The organism is Stenotrophomonas sp. YJH_SMC_40, assembly GCF_059368615.1.
This window is the reverse complement of the sequence record NZ_JCAFRX010000001.1, coordinates 1-17534: the sequence shown is the minus strand read 5'-3', so window position 1 is coordinate 17534 and position 17534 is coordinate 1. Positions and strand designations below refer to the sequence as shown.

14 protein-coding genes are annotated in these 17534 nt (G+C 67.5%); 7 read left to right on the top strand and 7 right to left on the bottom strand.

Going from position 1 to position 17534, the window contains the following annotated elements; translation table 11 throughout:
* The first annotated feature begins 143 nt into the window (after positions 1 to 143).
* From AC5P6X_RS00070 to AC5P6X_RS00060, 3 genes are read left to right on the top strand one after another with little or no spacing between them, the layout of a single operon-like run.
* The gene (locus AC5P6X_RS00070; RefSeq protein WP_005408692.1) at positions 144 to 710 is read left to right on the top strand and encodes a TetR/AcrR family transcriptional regulator; all 567 of its coding nucleotides are present in this window, start codon (positions 144 to 146) and stop codon (positions 708 to 710) included.
* Positions 710 to 2383 carry an MFS transporter gene (locus AC5P6X_RS00065; RefSeq protein WP_005408691.1) on the top strand — a complete coding sequence of 558 codons (1674 nt, stop codon included), beginning with the start codon at positions 710 to 712 and terminating at the stop codon, positions 2381 to 2383. Before AC5P6X_RS00070 ends, AC5P6X_RS00065 begins: the two co-directional genes overlap by 1 nt.
* Positions 2384 to 2393: 10 nt before the next feature.
* Positions 2394 to 3548 carry an HlyD family secretion protein gene (locus AC5P6X_RS00060; protein ID WP_329755879.1) on the top strand — a complete coding sequence of 385 codons (1155 nt, stop codon included), beginning with the start codon at positions 2394 to 2396 and terminating at the stop codon, positions 3546 to 3548.
* A 67-nt stretch (positions 3549 to 3615) separates the two neighbouring features.
* On the opposite strand, the gene AC5P6X_RS00055 is transcribed toward AC5P6X_RS00060, so the two are convergent.
* The 7 genes from AC5P6X_RS00055 to creB form a co-directional block, all read right to left on the bottom strand.
* Positions 3616 to 4107, bottom strand: coding sequence for a Fur family transcriptional regulator (locus AC5P6X_RS00055; RefSeq protein WP_004150412.1), 492 nt, complete (start codon positions 4105 to 4107; stop codon positions 3616 to 3618).
* 34 nt (positions 4108 to 4141) lie between these two features.
* Complete coding sequence (gltX, locus tag AC5P6X_RS00050; protein ID WP_123958349.1) at positions 4142 to 5545, bottom strand: glutamate--tRNA ligase; 1404 nt, start codon at positions 5543 to 5545, stop codon at positions 4142 to 4144.
* Between the two features lie 154 nt (positions 5546 to 5699).
* A complete protein-coding gene (locus tag AC5P6X_RS00045; RefSeq protein WP_123958348.1) occupies positions 5700 to 7277 on the bottom strand; it encodes a M20/M25/M40 family metallo-hydrolase in 1578 nt (525 codons plus the stop codon).
* 169 nt (positions 7278 to 7446) lie between these two features.
* Positions 7447 to 7857: a hypothetical protein gene (locus AC5P6X_RS00040; RefSeq protein WP_005408687.1), complete on the bottom strand. Its 411-nt coding sequence runs from the start codon at positions 7855 to 7857 to the stop codon at positions 7447 to 7449.
* A 10-nt stretch (positions 7858 to 7867) separates the two neighbouring features.
* On the bottom strand, positions 7868 to 9187 hold the full coding sequence (creD, locus tag AC5P6X_RS00035) for a cell envelope integrity protein CreD (RefSeq protein ID WP_088436621.1): 1320 nt from the start codon (positions 9185 to 9187) through the stop codon (positions 7868 to 7870).
* 81 nt (positions 9188 to 9268) lie between these two features.
* Positions 9269 to 10729, bottom strand: a complete 1461-nt coding sequence (creC, locus tag AC5P6X_RS00030; protein WP_012479573.1) for a two-component system sensor histidine kinase CreC — start codon at positions 10727 to 10729, stop codon at positions 9269 to 9271.
* Between the two features lie 3 nt (positions 10730 to 10732).
* Positions 10733 to 11458: a two-component system response regulator CreB gene (creB, locus tag AC5P6X_RS00025; protein WP_080047689.1), complete on the bottom strand. Its 726-nt coding sequence runs from the start codon at positions 11456 to 11458 to the stop codon at positions 10733 to 10735.
* A 35-nt stretch (positions 11459 to 11493) separates the two neighbouring features.
* Here creB and AC5P6X_RS00020 point away from each other — a divergent pair, with 35 nt between their 5' ends.
* The 4 genes from AC5P6X_RS00020 to AC5P6X_RS00005 all read left to right on the top strand — a co-directional run bounded on the left by AC5P6X_RS00020 (position 11494) and on the right by AC5P6X_RS00005 (position 17268).
* Complete coding sequence (locus AC5P6X_RS00020) at positions 11494 to 12351, top strand: 23S rRNA (adenine(2030)-N(6))-methyltransferase RlmJ (RefSeq protein WP_005408683.1); 858 nt, start codon at positions 11494 to 11496, stop codon at positions 12349 to 12351.
* Positions 12352 to 12446: 95 nt separating this feature from the next.
* Positions 12447 to 12992: a GNAT family N-acetyltransferase gene (locus AC5P6X_RS00015; protein ID WP_004150340.1), complete on the top strand. Its 546-nt coding sequence runs from the start codon at positions 12447 to 12449 to the stop codon at positions 12990 to 12992.
* A 149-nt stretch (positions 12993 to 13141) separates the two neighbouring features.
* The gene (gene mfd, locus AC5P6X_RS00010) at positions 13142 to 16606 is read left to right on the top strand and encodes a transcription-repair coupling factor (RefSeq protein ID WP_088436620.1); all 3465 of its coding nucleotides are present in this window, start codon (positions 13142 to 13144) and stop codon (positions 16604 to 16606) included.
* Between the two features lie 44 nt (positions 16607 to 16650).
* Positions 16651 to 17268, top strand: coding sequence for an HD-GYP domain-containing protein (locus AC5P6X_RS00005; protein WP_005412694.1), 618 nt, complete (start codon positions 16651 to 16653; stop codon positions 17266 to 17268).
* Positions 17269 to 17534 lie beyond the last annotated feature (266 nt).

Below are 17534 nucleotides of genomic sequence, written 5' to 3'. Positions count from 1 at the left end.
TTCCACGGGGGCCTTCGGGCCCCCGTTTTCATTTCGACCCACGCCATCACGCATCCGTCACAAAGATGTGCGTACCACAACAAGCGGACAATCCCGTCACCCAATGTCTCGCCAATCGGACAATTCTGTCCGAAAATAATTCCATGACTGCTCAACGTGCCGATGCCGCCGCCCGCCGTGCCCTCATCCTCGACGCCGCCGATCATGTGTTCGGCCAACACGGTGTCACCGCCCCGCTGGACCTGGTGGTCGAACGCGCCCAGGTAGGCCGCGCCACCCTGTACCGCAACTTCCCCGACCGCACCGCGCTGATCCAGGCGCTGCTGCAGCGCACGGTCGACCGCATCCGGCGCCAGGTCGAGCAGCTCGGCGACCGCGACGACGCCCTGTTCGAGGTGTTCGAGGGCATGGCCCAGCGCATCATTGATTCGCCGGCATTGGCCGATTACTGGCGTGCGGTCGATTCGGACGTGCCGTCCATGCGCGCCGCGCGCGAGACCGTGCGCGACCTGCTGGAGGAACCGATCGCGCGCGCCAAGGCCGCCGGGCTGTGCCGTGCCGACCTGGAAAAGACGGATATTTCACTGATCTCGGGCATGCTGGGTGCGGCCCTGCGCGGCAAGACCCGCGACGAGCGCGCTCAGTTGGCCGGGCGCGCACTGCAACTGCTGCGCGGGGGTCTCCAGGGAGCAACCAGCGAGGCTCGCTGATGGTCCAGCCGTATCTGAAGCCGGTTCCGGATTGGGAGGAGCACGAGAAGCCGACCATGCCCGGTTCGGCGTCGATGCCCTGGCACCCGCCGTATCGGCGCGCGGCCTATGCGCTGGTATCACTGCTGGTGGCGATCACCGGCGGCCTCGGCAATGCGCTGGTCACCGCCAACCTGCCGTTCCTGCAGGGCCAGCTGGCACTGACCCCGACCCAGGGCAGCTGGCTGGTGGCCGCCTATGCCATGGTGAATGTCACCGCCAACCTGCTGGCCTTCAAGTTCCGCCAGCAGTACGGCATCCGCCTGTTCGCCGAGATCGGGCTGGGCCTGTACGCGGCACTGGCGGTGCTGCACCTGTTCGTCGGCAGCTTCGAGACCACGATGCTGACCCGCGCCGCCAGCGGCTTCGCGGGTGCGGCCTGTTCGACACTGGGCACGTTGTACATGCTGCAGGCGCTGCCGCGCCGCTTTACCGGCAATCTGCTGGTGGTCGGCGTCGGCCTCTCGCAGCTGGCGGTGCCGATCGCCTGGATCGTTTCACCAGGCCTGGTCGATACCGGCCAATGGCATCAGCTCTACTCATTCGAAGCCGGGCTGGCACTGTGCGCGTTCGCGGCAGTGGTGGTGCTGAAGCTGCCGCCCGGCATCCAGGTGAAGGCCTTCGAACCGCTGGACTTCCTCACCTTTGCCCTGCTCGCACCGGCCGTCGCGCTGCTGGTGATCGTGCTGGCGCAGGGCTACACCCGCTGGTGGCTTAACACGCCGTGGCTGGGCTGGGCCCTGGTCGCCTCGATCGTGCTGTCCACCACCGCCTTCATCATCGAGCACTACCGGCGCAATCCGCTGCTGCAGACACGCTGGCTGGCCAGCCTGCCCGTACTGCATTTCATCGTCGGCGCCTTCCTGATCCGCTTCCTGACCACCGAGCAGTCCTACGGCGTGGTCAACCTGATGCGCACGCTCGGCATGGGCCCTGATCAGTTGCGGCCGCTGTTCGTGGTGATTCTTGCCGGCGTGATCACCGGTATCGCCGGCACTGCACTGACCTTCGGGCCCAAACGGCTGATCCCGCAGCTGCTGATGGCGATCCTGCTGCTGGGCGCCGCCGCGTTCTTCGACCAGCACCGCACCAGCATGGATCGGCCGCACGACTTCTACGCCAGCCAGTTCCTGGCCTCGGTCGGTGCCGGCATGTTCATGGGCCCGTTGATCATGCTCGGCATTTCCGCCGCGCTGAAACAGGGCGTGGACCACATGATCACCTTCCTGGTGACGCTCTCGATCACGCAGACGCTGGGTGGGCTGGCCGGTTCGGCGGTGCTGGGTACCTTCCAGCTGCATCGCGAGCAGTTGTATTCCAGCGCGCTGACCAGCCAGCTCGACCCAGCCGACCCGGTGGTGGCACAGCGCCTGCGCATCCAACAGCAGCTGTACGTCGCCCAGATCACCGATCCGGTGCTGCGCAGCGCGCAGGGCAGCGCGCAGTTGGCGCAGACGACGCGCCGCGAAGCCAACGTACGCGGCTTCAATGATGTGTTCACGCTGAGCGGTTGGTTGGCCATCGGCTTCCTGTGCTGGTTGCTGCTGCTGTCGCTGCGCACCGCCGTGCTCAAGCAATGGCGCAAGCGCCACCCCACTTCCCCCGCTGTGGCCACGCCGGCCGCGCCCCGCTGAGTTCTCGACCATGCCTCCCGTCCCGCCCCGACCCGACGACGCCGACAACGTGACCCCACCGCCGCCGACCGACGCGGCGCCTGCCCCTACGCCGGTAGAACCCGCGGTCGCGCCGAAGTACCTCAAGCCCAGCGCGCGCAGCGTGGTGGTGATGGTGGTGGTGGCCCTGCTGGGCATTGCGCTGATCCTGCGCGCCTGGCACCTGTGGCCGTTCACCAGCAGCGTGATGGTGACCGACAACGCCTATGTGCGCGGACAGATCACGGTGATGGCACCGCAGGTCAACGGCTATGTGACCGAAGTGCTGGTGAAGGACTTCCAGCACGTGAGGGAGGGTGAGCCGCTGCTGCGCATCGATGACCGCATCTACGCGCAGCGTGTGGCCCAGGCACAGGCGACGCTGGACAGCGCACGCGCGGCACTGGCCAACTCGGACCAGTCGCAGGCGCAGAACCGTGCGCAGATCGCCTCTGCACGCGCCACATTGTCGGCCGGGCAGGCGGAGCTGCAACGCTCACGCAACGAGACCAAGCGCTACGAAGAGCTGGCCGCGCAGCAGCTGGTATCGATCAACGACCGCGACAAGTTCCGCACCACCCAGGCCTCGGCACAGGCCAGCGTGCAGCAGTCGCAGGCGCAGATCCGCATCGCCGAGGAAACGCTGGTGTCGACCCAGGTGGCACGCAAGAGCCTGGAGGCCCAGGTGGAAAGCGCGCAGGCGCAGCTGGAACTGGCGCGCATCGATCTGGCCAACACGGTGATCCACGCGCCGCGCGACGGCCAGATCAGCGAAGCCAGCGTGCGCGTGGGCCAGTACGTCGCCGCCGGTTCGCAGCTGCTGTTCCTGGTCCCTGACACGCTGTGGGTGGTGGCCAACTACAAGGAAGGCCAGACCTGGGGCATGGCGATCGGCCAGCCGGCCACGTTCTCGGTGGACGCGTTCCAGGGGCAGGTGCTGCGGGGCCGCGTGCAGGAGATCGCGCCCGCCACCGGGTCGGAATTCAGCGTGCTGCGCCCGGACAATGCCAGCGGCAACTTCACCAAGGTGGTGCAGCGGCTACCGGTGCGGATTTCGATCAACAAAGGCCAGAAGCTGGCCGCGCAGCTGCGCCCCGGCATGTCGGTGATCGTGCGGGTGGATACCCGTTCCAAGGCGATGGACTAGGACGCGGGCCCTGTCGCACCGATATGAAACGGGGTCAGATCGGCCAGCGGCCGGCACTACCGTTGCGTTAGCCGGCGCAGCGCGCGCAGAGGCCATGCACTTCCAGGGTCTGTGCCTGCGGCTGGAAGCCCAGCTCCTTGGCCCGCTTCTCCAACTGGGTGACGATCTCGCGGTCTTCCAGTTCCACCGCGCTGTGGCAGCTGTTGCAGATCAGGAAGGGCACCGAATGCGCGGCGCTGCTGGGATGGTGGCAGGCCACGAAGGCATTCACCGATTCCAGCTTGTGCACGAAGCCATTGGCCATCAGGAAGTCCAGCGCGCGGTACACGGTGGGCGGGGCGTCAGCGCCCACGCCCTTGCCGTTGCGTACCCATTCCAGCAGCTCGTAGGCCTTGACCGGCTTGCCGGCCTCGGCGATCAGCTTCAGCACGTTGGCGCGGATCGGGGTCAGGCGCAGCCCGCGTTCGCGCGAGACACGCTCGACCACCGCCACGAAATCCGATGCGTCGTGGACGTGGTGGTGCGGGGCGGTACAGGCAGTGGCGGTCTTGGCGGGCATGCGTGTTCTCCGGTTCGGGCCTGGCAAGGATGCCTCAGGCCGTTGCTACCTTGGTGATGGCCACATCAATGCGTTTCAAGGCCTGCTCGCGGCCGGCCAGGTATACGGTATGGGAGATGTCAGGACTGACCTGGGTGCCGGTGATGGCCACGCGCAGCGGCTGGGCGACCTTGCCCATGCCGATCTCCAGCGCTGCGGCCACGTCGTGCAGGGCGACGCCCACCGATTCGGCGGTCCATTCCGGCAACGCCGCCAGCAGCTCGCGGGCCTTGCCCAGCGCCACCTCGGCACCGGCCTTGAAGTGCTTGGCCACCGCCGCTTCGTCGTACTCGGTCAGCGGCTGGTACCAGACCACGGCCTTCTCGGCCATTTCCTTCAGGGTCTGCACGCGTTCACGCAGGGCGATCACCACGTCCTCCGGGGCGGGGCCGGCGGCCACGTCCAGGCCCAGCTTCTGCAGCTGGTAGACCAGGTGCGGCACGATCGCGGCCACGTCCTCGGTCTTCAGGAAATGCTGGTTGACCCAGCCCAGCTTGGCCATGTCCAGGCGCGAGGCCTTGGAATTGCAGTCCTTCACGTCGAACAGATCGATCAGTTCCTGGCGGCTGAACAGCTCCTGGTCGCCGTGCGACCAGCCCAGGCGGGCCAGGTAGCTCAGCAGCGCATCGGGCAGGTAGCCGGCGTCCTTGTACTGCATCACGTCGGCCGCGCCGGTGCGCTTGGACAGCTTGGCGCCCTGCTCGTCCAGGATCATCGGCATGTGGCCGAACTTCGGCACCGGGGCCCCGATGCCTTCGTACAGGTTGATCTGGCGCGGGGTGTTGTTGATGTGGTCGTCGCCGCGGATGACCTCGGTGATGCCCATGTCCCAGTCGTCCACCACCACCGCGAAGTTGTAGGTGGGGTAGCCGTCCGGGCGGAAGATGACCATGTCATCCAGCTCGCTGTTGGCGATCTCGATACGGCCCTTGATCAGGTCGTCGAACACCACAGTGCCGTCCAGCGGATTCTTGAAGCGGATGACACGGTTCGGGTCATCCTTGCGCGGCAGGCCCAGGTCACGCGCGGCACCGTTGTAGCGCGGCTTCTCCTGCCTGGCCATGGCGGCCTCGCGCATCGCGTCAAGCTCTTCGCGGGTCTCGTATGCGTAATACGCCTTGCCGTCGGCCAGCAGCTGTTCGGCCACTTCCAGGTAACGGGCGACGCGGTCGGTCTGGTAGATCGGGCCTTCGTCATAGTCCAGGCCCAGCCACTCCATCGCCTCCAGGATCGCGTCGATCGCGCCCTGGGTGCTGCGTTCACGGTCGGTGTCCTCGATGCGCAGCACGAACTCGCCGCCACGGTGGCGGGCCTCCAGCCAGCAGTACAGCGCAGTGCGGGCACCACCGATGTGCAGGTAGCCGGTGGGACTGGGGGCGAAGCGGGTGCGGCAGGTCATGGACGGCTCGAGGAACGGGAATCCCCCGATTTTACCAGCCCTCCGCCCCCGACGGAAAAAAGGGGACGGAGGGGATTAAGTCGCGATTGCCCAGCCGCTGGGCCTGCAACCGGGAAACGGAGGGGAGAAACGACTTAATCCCCTCCGTCCCCTTTTAGGGTTCCACCTTGCGCGGGAACGGCTGCTCGCGCATCGCGGCGTTGTAGGCGAACGAGGCGACGATGGCTGCGGCCTGCTTGAGGTCGTCCGGTTCGGCGTGGTCCCAGGTGTCCAGGTGGCTGTGGTGGACATTGGTGAAGTAGTCCAGCCGGTCCTGGATGAACTGGAAGCCCGGCAGGCCGATGCGGTCGAAGCTGATGTGGTCGGTGCTGCCGGTGTTGCGGGTGGCCACGGTGGTGGCACCCACGTCATGGAACGGCGCCAGCCAGGCTTCGAAGATCGGCATCGCCGCCAGGTTTTCCTGCGCATAGATGCCGCGGAAGCGACCCGAGCCGTTGTCCATGTTGAAGTAGACCTGGAACTTGCCGTAATCGCGGGTCTTCTGCAGCGCGCCGGTGGGCTCGCGCAGCGAGGCCGGCAGCGCCTTCTGCGCCGGGTCGGTGGGTTCCGGGAAACGACCGAAGTGCTTGGCCACATAGGCCTGCGAGCCGATCAGGCCCTGTTCCTCACCGCTCCACAACGCCACGCGGATGGTGCGCCTGGGCTTGGCGCCGGTGGCCTTGAGGATGCGCATCGCCTCCATCATCACCGCCACGCCAGCCGCGTTGTCGGCCGCACCGGTACCGCTGTGCCAGGAATCCAGGTGCGCGCCGATCATCACCACTTCATCGGGCTTGCTGCTGCCACGGATCTCGGCCAGCGTGTTGTAACCGGGCTGGTCGGCCTCATCGGTGAAGCGTGCTGCCACATCCACGCGCAGGCGCACCGTCTGCTTGGCCTCGAGCGCGCGCACCAGCGGATTGAAGTGCTCGCTGATCATCGCCAGCTCGGGGATGCCCACCGACTCGCCGGCCTTGCGCGAACCGCCACCGGCAACCCGGATGATGCCGTTGTCCCAGCTGCTGATGCTGATCGAGGCCAGCGCGCCCTCTTCCACGAAGAACGCATTGACCTTGGTCGCCAGCTGCTGGCGTTCCTGGTACTCCTTGACCCGCTTGGCGCGCTCGGCGGTGGCGTCCTTGTCCTTGGGCAGGGTGAATTCCTGCAGGCCTTCCAGCGAGGTGGCGTCGTGGCGATGCGAATCCGCCTCGGTGCCGCGCTTGTACTCGCGGGCCTCGCCCAGCAGCAGGATCTTGCCGCGCAGCTTGCCGCGGTACTTCTCGATGTCTTCGGGCTTCTTGATCTCGACCTGGACCAGCTCGCCTTCAACCGGCCCCTTGGTGCCCGGCGTCCAGGCCTTGGGCAGTGCATGCAGCGGCTGCACGCGGTCGCCCAGCATCTCCACGCTCGCCGAAGTGAACTCCCAGCCGCGCCCGAAGTCGTCGAAGGCCTCGTCGTGGACGCTGTCCAGCTTCCATTCGTTGAACTTGCCGCGGGTCCAGGCGTTGGCGCGCCCCATGGCCGGCGAGTTGGTCAGGCGCGGGCCGATGCGCTCGGTGAGATAGCTGAAGGTGTCCATCACCTGCGAACGGTGGAAGGCCTCCTGGCGGATGCGGCTGACCATGTCCAGGTCCACCGTCTCGCGCTGCTGCGCTCCTGCATTGCCACCCATCGCCAGCGCTGCGGCCAGCATGCCCCACTTCAACACATCGCACCCCTGCCCTTCGGCTCGATCATCAACTCGTCGAGTCTAGCCAGCGGGGGCGCGGGGATACCGTCCCATCGGTCATGGGCGGGAGCGTGCGAACCAAGGTTCGCACCCACAACAGTAGATCCACGCCATGCGTGGATGAACAGCCCAATCACCCGCTCCATCCCAACCACAACTGTGCCCGTTCCGGCAGCAGCAGCAACCAGTGCCGCCGGTCGATGCTGCTGCAGCCGTACACCGCCGCGTGTGCCGGCCAGTCATCCGGAAGGCCACCGATACCGATCTCGGCCAGCGCCTCCGCCCCGGCCTTCCATGGCCGGTAGCGCGGCACCCGGCCAGCCATCGCGCCGCGTCCCTGCCGCGCGCCCTGCAGCCAGCGCAATCCCTGCGCCTGCAATCCTTCGCAGGTCACCGCCGCCAGCTGGAAGCGGACCAGGCCGGGGGCGATCCGCGCTCCCGGCAGGGCCGCCAGCACGCCATGTGCCTGCAGCAGTGCATCCACTTCCAGCAGGGCCGGAATGCCCTGCCGTGCCCGTTGCCGCAATCCCTGGCGCCAGCCCATGGCGTGCTCCTTACTTCAGTTCCGCGCCAAGCGCGTACCAGTCGACCCGGCGGGTCACCCACATCGCCAGCGCCAGGATCACGAACAGCAGCAGCGAACCCATCAGCAGCGCGTTGTTCTCCGACACCAGCAGGCCATACAGCGCGCCGTACAGCACGGTCAGCAGCGCAGCGAAGCCGAGGCCGCGCTTCCAGTGGCCCAGCACATTGGCCAGGTACACCGCCTGCAGGCCGATACAGGCCACCGCCGAGACCAGATAGGCCTTCCAGAACGCGATGTGCTCGGACAGGCTGATCAGCAGCAGGAAGAAGATCGCCAGCGCCAGGCCCACCATCAGGTACTGCAACGGGTGGATGCGCAGCGACTTGATCAGCTCGAACAGGATGAAGCCGACGAAGGTGAGCAGCACGAACAGCACGCCGTATTTCGAGGCACGGTCGGCCTGGGTGTAGGTATCGACCGGATCGACCAGCGACACCGTCACCGCCTGCGAGTCGACCGAACCGTCATTGCGCAGCTGGCGCTGGGCATCGGAGGCCAGCGAGGACACCGCCCAGCGTGCATCGAAGCCCTGCGCATCAACGCGGCGTTCGTTGGGCAGGAACGCACCGCTGAATGACGGATGCGGCCAGCTCGAACGCAGCGCGATCTGGGTGTCATCGCCCACCGGCACCACCGACAGCATGCGGCTGCCATCCAGGCGCAGCTCCAGTTCAACAGTGCTGGCAGCCAGCGTGCCGCCCTGATCCGCAGCGAAACCGGCCACCGGTGCGTGCAGGCCTCGCCCCACCTCGCTGGCCGCGCCAACGCCCGGCAGCAACCGCAGCTGCTTGCCATCCACGCGCAGGTTCGGCGTACCCACCAGGCCCCGCACATCGGATACACCAACCGCGACATACGGCTGGCCGTAACTGCGGCCGGCCTTCACCGGATAGTCGTCTGCGGCGAAGGTCGCCTTCATCTGGCCGTTCCAGCTGTACACCGGTACCTTGAACAGGCCGACTTCGCGCTGGCTCGGCAGCATCTCGCCGCCCACCTCCAGCGACGCCGGCATCTGCAGCCAGTGCCCCTCGGTGACCTGTATCTCGGTCTTCTTGACGCCCAGCGGGTCGACCAGTTCAACCTGCTTGCGTTCCACCCATGGCACCACCCGCACCGGGCCCACCAGCTGCTGTGCACCGGCGCGGCTGTCGGCCACCCGCGAGAACGCCTCGTCGCGGTATGCGCTGCGTTCGTTGATGACCCCGCGGATCATGGTCAGCGGCACCAGCAGCAGCAGGATCAGCCCGCCGACAATGGCGAACCTCAGCAGCATCTTCAGGGATTTCATGGTCCATCCTCGTTGGAGAGGGCTGCAGGATGGACCGCTGGGGTGAGCAGGGTTTGTGGCGAATTTGAAGCGAGTGTGAAGTCAGCGGCGCGGGCGCTGGCCCGGCGCACCCGATGGCAGCCACAGGCTGGCCACGGTGCCGCCGCCCTCGCGGACGTCGACACTGGCGCGTCCATCGTGCAGGCGCGCGACTTCCTGCACGAATGGCAGGCCCAGGCCGGAACTGCGCCGCCCGCTGCCGGGCCGCGCCAGCGAATAGAAGCGTTCGAACACCCGTTCGCGCGCATAGTCCGGGATGCCGGCGCCGCGGTCGGCCACCTGCAGGCGCACGCCCTGTCCATCCACCTCGGCCTGCAGCGCGATCTCCGCGCCGGAGGGCGAGAAGGCAATCGCGTTGTCGATCAGGTTGTGCAGCGCCTGCCGCAGCAGGTAGCCGTCGCCCTGCACCCGCAGGTCGGGCACGTTGCCGATGTGGACCCGCACACCGGCCGCCTGCGCGCGCACCTGCGCGGCCGCGGCCGCATCGGCCAGCAATGCCTGCAGCGCGATCGGGTCGCGGGTCTGCAGCCAGCCGTGCTGTTCCACTTCGGCCAGCGCCAGCAGCTTGTCGATGGTCTCGGTCAGCCGTTCCTGCTGGTCGACAATGCTGCGCGCGAAATGCACGCGGTCCGCTTCGGGCAGCGGCTCCTGCAGCAGTTCGGCGGCACCGCGGATCGCCGCCAGCGGGCTCTTCATCTCGTGCGTCAGCGACTGCACGTACTGCTCGACGTAGGCCTTGCCTTCGAGCTTGCGGCGCATCGTTTCCAGCGCCTGGCCGAGATCGCCGATCTCGTCGCGACGGCGCCGTGGTGGTGGCACCGGTTCGCCCGCGCTGACCGCGCGTGCATAGCGGCTGAGCTGGCCGAGGCCAGTGGTCAGCCACATCGTCACCAGCACGCCGACCAGCGCCGACAATCCGATGAGCCAGGCACCGCGCTCGATGATGGCGCGCTGGCTGGCAGCGATGAACGGATCGATGCTGCGGTTGGGCTGGGCCAGGCTGAGCACGCCGATCAGGGTGCGGCCATCGGCCGGGTCGTATACGGGCGCCGCTACATGCATCACCGTATCGCCTTCCTCGCCCGGAATCTCCGGGCTGGAACGGGCACCGTACTCGCCACGCAGGGTGCGGTAGACATCATTCCAGCGCGAATTGTCGCGCCCAAGGTCACGGCCCAGCGAGTCGTAGATGACGATGCCCTTGGCATCGGTGATGGTCACCCGGTAATCCAGCGAGCGCTTCGGGAAACGCCAGACCATTGCCTTCAGGTCGCGCTGCCGTGCCTTGGCCAGGTTGCGGGTGAAGCTGCCGCTGCGGATGGTGCCGTCCTTGACGTCGGCGGCGGCCATCTCGGCCAGCACGTTGGCCGCATCGACCAGGGTCGATTCCATCGCCTGGCGCACACCCGGCTTCACTTCGTTGACGAACACGCGCATCACGAAGAACGCCGCGATGCCGGTGATCAGGAAGAAGCCCAGGAACAGCTTCAGCACCAGGCGCATCGGCTAGACCTCCAGCGCGTAGCCAAGGCCACGGTGGGTGCGGATCGGGTCGTCGCTGGCACCGGCCGCGCGCAGCTTGGCACGCAGCGTCTTTACATGGGTATCGACGGTGCGGTCGGCACTGTCGGCGCTGCTGTCCCAGCCACGGTCCATCAGCTGGGCACGGCTGAGGATGGCACCGGGTCGCTGCAGCAGCGCCTCCAGCAGCGCGTACTCGTAGCGGGTCAGATCCAGTGCCTGGCCACGGAAGCGGATGCGCCGGCCTTCGCGGTCGATGGCGAACGCGCCATGTTCCTGCCAGCCTGCATCGGCGCTGGGCGCTGCGATGACCGGCGCCGCACGGCGCAGGCGTGCACGCACCCGCGCCACCAGCTCGCGCGGCGAGAACGGCTTGGTCATGTAGTCGTCGGCGCCCAGTTCCAGGCCGAGCACCCGGTCCACTTCATCGTTGCGGGCGGTCAGGAAGATCACCGGCAGCTGCGCCACCGGCCCGGGCTGCGCGCGCAGCCGTCGGCAGACCTCGAAGCCGCCCAGGTCGGGCAATCCCACGTCCAGCACCACCACGTCGATATCCCCGGCCTGCAGCCGCTGCAGCGCCTCCCCGCCCAACAGGCAGTGGCTGGCGGCATAGCCCTCGCTGCGCAGCGCATAGAGCACGGTTTCGGCGATGGCGGCTTCGTCCTCGACTACCAGGACATGGGCAACGGGAGCTGTCATGGCGCGCAGCATAGCCGCTGCGGCCGCCGCCCCGTACACTGCCGCCCATGAACTATCGCCACGCCTTCCATGCCGGCAACCACGCCGATGTGCTCAAGCACATCGTGCAGCTGGCCCTGATCGACAGCTTCAAGCGCAAGGACAGCCCGTTCTTCGTGCTCGACACCCACGGCGGTGCCGGCCGCTACCTGCTGGCCAGCGAAGAGAGCCGCAAGACCCTGGAGGCCGAATCCGGGATCATGCGGCTGATGGCCCAGCCCAAGCTGCCGGAGGTGGTCGAGCGCTACCTGAAGGCGGTCCAGGCCGACAACCCGGTCGGCGCGCTGACCAACTACCCGGGCTCGCCGCTGCTGAGCGCACAGGCGATGCGCGCGCAGGACCGGATGGCGGTCTGCGAGCTGCAGGAAGCCGAAACGGCCACGCTGAAGGCCCTGTTCGCCCATGACAGCCGCGTCGATGTGCGCGCTGGCGATGGCTATGCCCTGCTGCGCTCGCTGCTGCCGCCGAAGTTCAACGGCAGCAAGATCGGTCGTGGCCTAGTGCTGATCGATCCGCCGTACGAGGCGCAGGACGCCGAATACCAGAACATCCTGGCTGCCCTGGCCGAGACCCTGGCACGCTGGCCGCAGGCCACCTGTGCGGTCTGGTTCCCGATCAAGCAGCGCCGCACCATCCTGCATTTCCTGCGCAAGGCCACTGCCCTGCCGGTCAAGTCGGCGATGACGATCGAGTTCCTGGTGCGCCCGGACGACTCGCCGCTGCGCCTCAACGGCAGCGGCATGCTGCTGCTCAACCCGCCGTGGCAGTTCGACCGGGTGGTCGGCCCGGCCCTGCCGGCGCTGCGCCAGCACCTGGGCGAACCGGGGGCCAGCACCCGCCTGGATTGGCTCAAAGCCCCCGAATAACGGCCTTCACGAGGCTGTACCGCCGTGAGCCTTTCGTTCACGGAATGCAGCCCCGGTGATGCCACAATCGATGGACCACCAAGGAATCACCCGGTATGGCCACTCGCAACCGCATGCCGCCCTGGCATGAGATCTTCAAGGCTCCCAGCGGCCACGAGCTGCTGATCCGCCCCATCCGCCCGGAAGACGGCGCACCGCTGCAAGCGGCGTTCAGCCTGTTCGGGCCGGAAGAAATCCGTGATCGTTTCCTGCAGGCGGTGACCGAGCTGTCACCGGAAACCACCCAGCGCCTGACCCACCCCAATCCCAAGACCGAGATCACCCTGGTCGCAGCCGAGTCCCTGCCCGCTGGCGAAGCGGTGGTCGGCGCGGTCGCCCGGGCCTCGATCATCCCCGGTACCCGTGAAGCCGAGTACGCGATCCTGATCAGCCGCTTCCTCATTGGCCAGGGCCTGGGCCGGCAGCTGATGCGCAAGCTGGTGAAGTGGGGCCGCGGCAAGTACCTCGACCGCCTGTACGGCGACGTTGCCGCCGAGAACGAGCCGATGAAGCAGCTGGCCGCCTCGCTGGGCTTCAAGCCGGTGCCGCACCCGACCGGTGCCGAAGGCCTGGTGCGGATGGTGCTGGAGCTGGACAACTGACGGATGCGCCGGGCCCTGCCCGGCCATGCCTCCCGGTAGTGCCGGCCGCTGGCCGGCATTGTGTTCCCCCAACGGCACGTGAGGCCGTCGGCAAACGGCCGGCACGACCCACCGGGCTTCGATCGGGCTTCTGCTAAAATCCGGGGTCCATGTCGCGTACCTCATACCCCGCCCCGCCGCTGCCGCGCGCCGGCCAGCTCCGCGCCTGGTGGCGCGCCCCCGCCTCGCCGACCGCCCTGGCCTGGTACCTGGCCCAGGCCGCGCGTGCGCATGACGCCCCGCTGCTGGTGATCGCCCGTGACAACCACGGTGCCAACCAGCTCGAAGCCGACCTGCAGACCCTGCTTGGCGGTGACCCGGCCCTGCCGGTGGTCGCCTTCCCGGACTGGGAAACCCTGCCCTACGACCGCTTCAGCCCGCATCCGGACATCATCTCGCAGCGCTTGTCCGCCCTGCACCGCCTGCCGGCGCTGAAGCGCGGCCTGGTGATCGTGCCGGTGCAGACCCTGCTGCAGCAGCTGGCCCCGCGCAGCTATGTGATCGGTGGCAGCTTCGACCTGAAAGTCGGCCAGCGCCTGGACCTGGAAGCCGAGAAGCGTCGCCTGGAAAGCGCCGGCTACCGCAACGTGCCGCAGGTGATGGACCCGGGTGACTTCGCGGTGCGCGGCGGCCTGCTCGACGTGTTCCCGATGGGCGCCGACGAGCCGCTGCGGGTAGAACTACTGGACGAGGACATCGACTCGATCCGTGCCTTCGATCCGGAAAGCCAGCGTTCGCTGGACAAGGTCGAGGCGGTGCACATGCTGCCCGGCCGCGAAGTGCCGATGGACGAGGCCAGCATCGCACGCGTGCTGGCCACGCTGCGCGAGCGTTTCGATGTGGATACCCGGCGCAGTTCGCTGTACCAGGATCTGAAGTCCGGGCTGGCCCCGGCCGGCGTCGAGTACTACCTGCCGCTGTTCTTCGAACGCACCGCAACCCTGTTCGACTACCTGCCCGACGGCAGCCTGCCGGTGGTCTGTACCGGTGCGTATGAAGCGTCCGTCGCGTTCTGGGCGCAGACCGCGGACCGCTATGAGCAGCGCCGCCATGATGTGGAGCGCCCGCTGCTGCCGCCTTCGGCGTTGTACCTGTCGCCGGAGCTGCTGCGCGAGCGCCTGAACGATGCCCCGCGCATCGAGGTGTGGTCGGCTGACCACGCGCGCATCGCCGATGCCCATGCGCTGGGTGACCAGCCGCTGCCGCCGCTGCCGGTGGCCGCGCGCGAGGCCCCCGCTGGCGACGCGCTGAAATCCTTCCTCGGCCACTATCCGGGCCGGGTACTGATCGCCGCCGATTCGCCCGGGCGTCGCGAGGCCCTGCTGGAAGTGCTGCAGGCCGCCGAGCTGAAGCCGCCGGTGGTGGCCGACCTGCCCAGCTTCCTCGCCGACGATGCGCGCTTCGCGATCGCGGTGGCACCGCTGGAAGATGGCTTCGCACTGGACGATCCGCGCATCGCGGTGCTGACCGAGCGCCAGCTGTTCCCCGAGCGCGCCGGCAGCACCCGCCGCACGCGCCGTGCCGGCCGCGAGCCGGAAGCGATCATCCGCGACCTCGGCGAGCTGACCGAGGGTGCACCGATCGTGCACGAGGACCATGGCGTCGGCCGCTACCGTGGCCTGATCGCGATGGACGTCGGCGGCATGCCCGGCGAGTTCCTCGAAATCGAATACGCCAAGGGCGACCGCCTGTATGTGCCGGTCGCCCAGCTGCACCTGATCAGCCGCTACTCCGGCGCTTCAGCGGAAACCGCGCCGCTGCATTCGCTCGGTGGCGAGCAGTGGAGCAAGGCCAAGCGCAAGGCCGCCGAAAAGGTGCGCGACGTCGCTGCCGAACTGCTGGAGATCCAGGCCCGCCGCCAGGCGCGTGCCGGCCTGGCACTGCAGGTGGACCGTGCGATGTACGAGCCGTTCGCAGCCGGATTCCCGTTCGAGGAAACCCCCGATCAGCTGGCCGCCATCGACGCCACCCTGCGCGACCTCGCCAGCAGCCAGCCGATGGACCGTGTGGTCTGCGGCGACGTCGGTTTCGGCAAGACCGAGGTGGCGGTGCGTGCGGCATTCGCCGCCGCCAGTGCCGGCAAGCAGGTGGCCGTGCTGGTGCCGACCACGCTGCTGGCCGAACAGCATTACCGCAACTTCCGCGACCGCTTCGCCGATTACCCCCTGAAGGTCGAGGTGCTGTCGCGCTTCAAGAGCACCAAGGAGATCAAGGCCGAGCTGGAAAAGGTCGCCGCCGGCACCATCGACGTCATCGTCGGCACCCATCGCCTGCTGCAGCCCGACGTGAAGTTCAAGGACCTGGGCATGGTCATCGTCGACGAAGAGCAGCGTTTCGGCGTGCGCCAGAAGGAAGCCCTGAAGGCGCTGCGCGCCAACGTGCACCTGCTGACCCTGACCGCCACGCCGATCCCGCGCACCTTGAACATGGCCATGGCCGGCCTGCGCGACCTGTCGATCATCGCCACGCCGCCGCCGAACCGGCTGGCGGTGCAGACCTTCATCACCCAGTGGGACAACGCGCTGCTGCGCGAAGCCTTCCAGCGCGAGCTGGCACGTGGCGGCCAGCTGTACTTCCTGCACAACGACGTGGAAAGCATCGGCCGCATGCAGCGCGAGCTGTCCGAGCTGGTGCCGGAAGCGCGCATCGGCATCGCCCACGGGCAAATGCCCGAGCGCGAGCTGGAAAAGGTGATGCTGGACTTCCAGAAGCAGCGCTTCAACGTGCTGCTGTCGACCACGATCATCGAATCGGGCATCGACATTCCCAACGCCAACACCATCATCATCAACCGCGCCGACCGCTTCGGCCTGGCCCAGCTGCACCAGCTGCGTGGGCGCGTGGGCCGTTCGCACCACCGTGCCTACGCCTATCTGATCACCCCCGACCGCCGCGCGATCACCCCCGACGCTGAGAAGCGCCTGGAGGCGATCGCCTCGATGGACGAACTGGGCGCCGGCTTCACCCTGGCCACGCACGATCTGGAGATCCGCGGTGCCGGTGAACTGCTCGGCGAGGACCAGAGCGGGCAGATGGCCGAGGTCGGCTTCAGCCTGTACACCGAGCTACTGGAGCGCGCGGTACGCAGCATCAAGCAGGGCAAGCTGCCCGACCTGGATGCCGGCGAGGAAGTGCGTGGTGCCGAGGTCGAACTGCATGTGCCGGCATTGATCACGGAAGACTACCTGCCGGACGTGCATACCCGCCTGACCCTGTACAAGCGTATTTCCAGCGCGCGCGACAGCGATGCGCTGCGCGAACTGCAGGTGGAGATGATCGATCGCTTCGGCCTGCTGCCGGATGCGGCCAAGCACCTGTTCGCCATCGCCGAGCTGAAGCTGAAAGCCAACGCGCTGGGCATCCGCAAGCTGGACCTGGGCGAGAACGGTGGCCGCATCGTGTTCGAGTCCAAGCCGAACATCGATCCGATGGCGGTGATCCAGCTGATCCAGAAACAGCCAAACCTCTATGCCATGGAAGGGCCCGACAAGCTTCGCATCAAGCATCCGCTGCCGTTGCCGGAGGACCGCTTCAACGCGGCCCGCGCCCTTCTGACCACCCTCGCCCCGGGTTGATCGCCCCCGAACACCCCGCACCGGTCCCCACCCGGTGCGGGCGGATGACCATGTTTCCTGACGCCGTACCCGCCCCCGACCTGCTGCATGCACAGGCCTGCCTGATCGATGCTCTCTCGATGTCGCTGCAGATGCGCGACGCTTACACCCGCCACCATTGCGACCGCGTTGGCCTGCTCGCGCAGCGCCTGGCCACGCACTGCGATCTGGATGACGAGGCCAGTGCGCAGATCGGTCTGGCCGCACGCTTCCATGACATCGGCAAGATCGGCATTCCCGATGAGGTGCTGCTGGCCCCGCGCCGGCATACCGATGAGGAGCGCGCGATCATGCGCGAGCATCCGGTGCGCGGTGAACACATCTTCCTGGCCACCGGCCGCAGCGATGCGGCACCGGTTGCGCGGCTGATCCGCGCCCATCACGAGGCGTTCGATGGCAGTGGCTATCCCGATGGGCTGCGCGGCGAGAGCATTCCGTTGGGCTCACGCATCGTCACCGTTGCGGATGCCTATGACGCGATGACCAGCGTGCGTCCCTACCGTGCCGCGATGGAACACGAGACGGCACTGCGCATCATCGACGAGCAATCCGGTGGTCTGATCGACCCTTACGTTCTGCAACGCTTCCATCGCCTGCTGGCGCAGGAACCTGAGCTGGCCTGAGATCTTCCCGCACGTGAAACGACCCGCCGGTAGAGTCGACTGTTAGTCGACTGCCCTTCGTCCAGATCGAGAAAATCCCGCGCTGCGCGCGATAGTCGACCAACGGTCGACTCTACCAAGCGGACTCCGTCGAACCGGTTGGTCGACTCCCGGCACGTGAAACGACCCGCCGGTAGAGTCGACTGTTAGTCGACTGCCCTTCGTCCAGATCGAGAAAATCCCGCGCTGCGCGCGATAGTCGACCAACGGTCGACTCTACCAAGCGG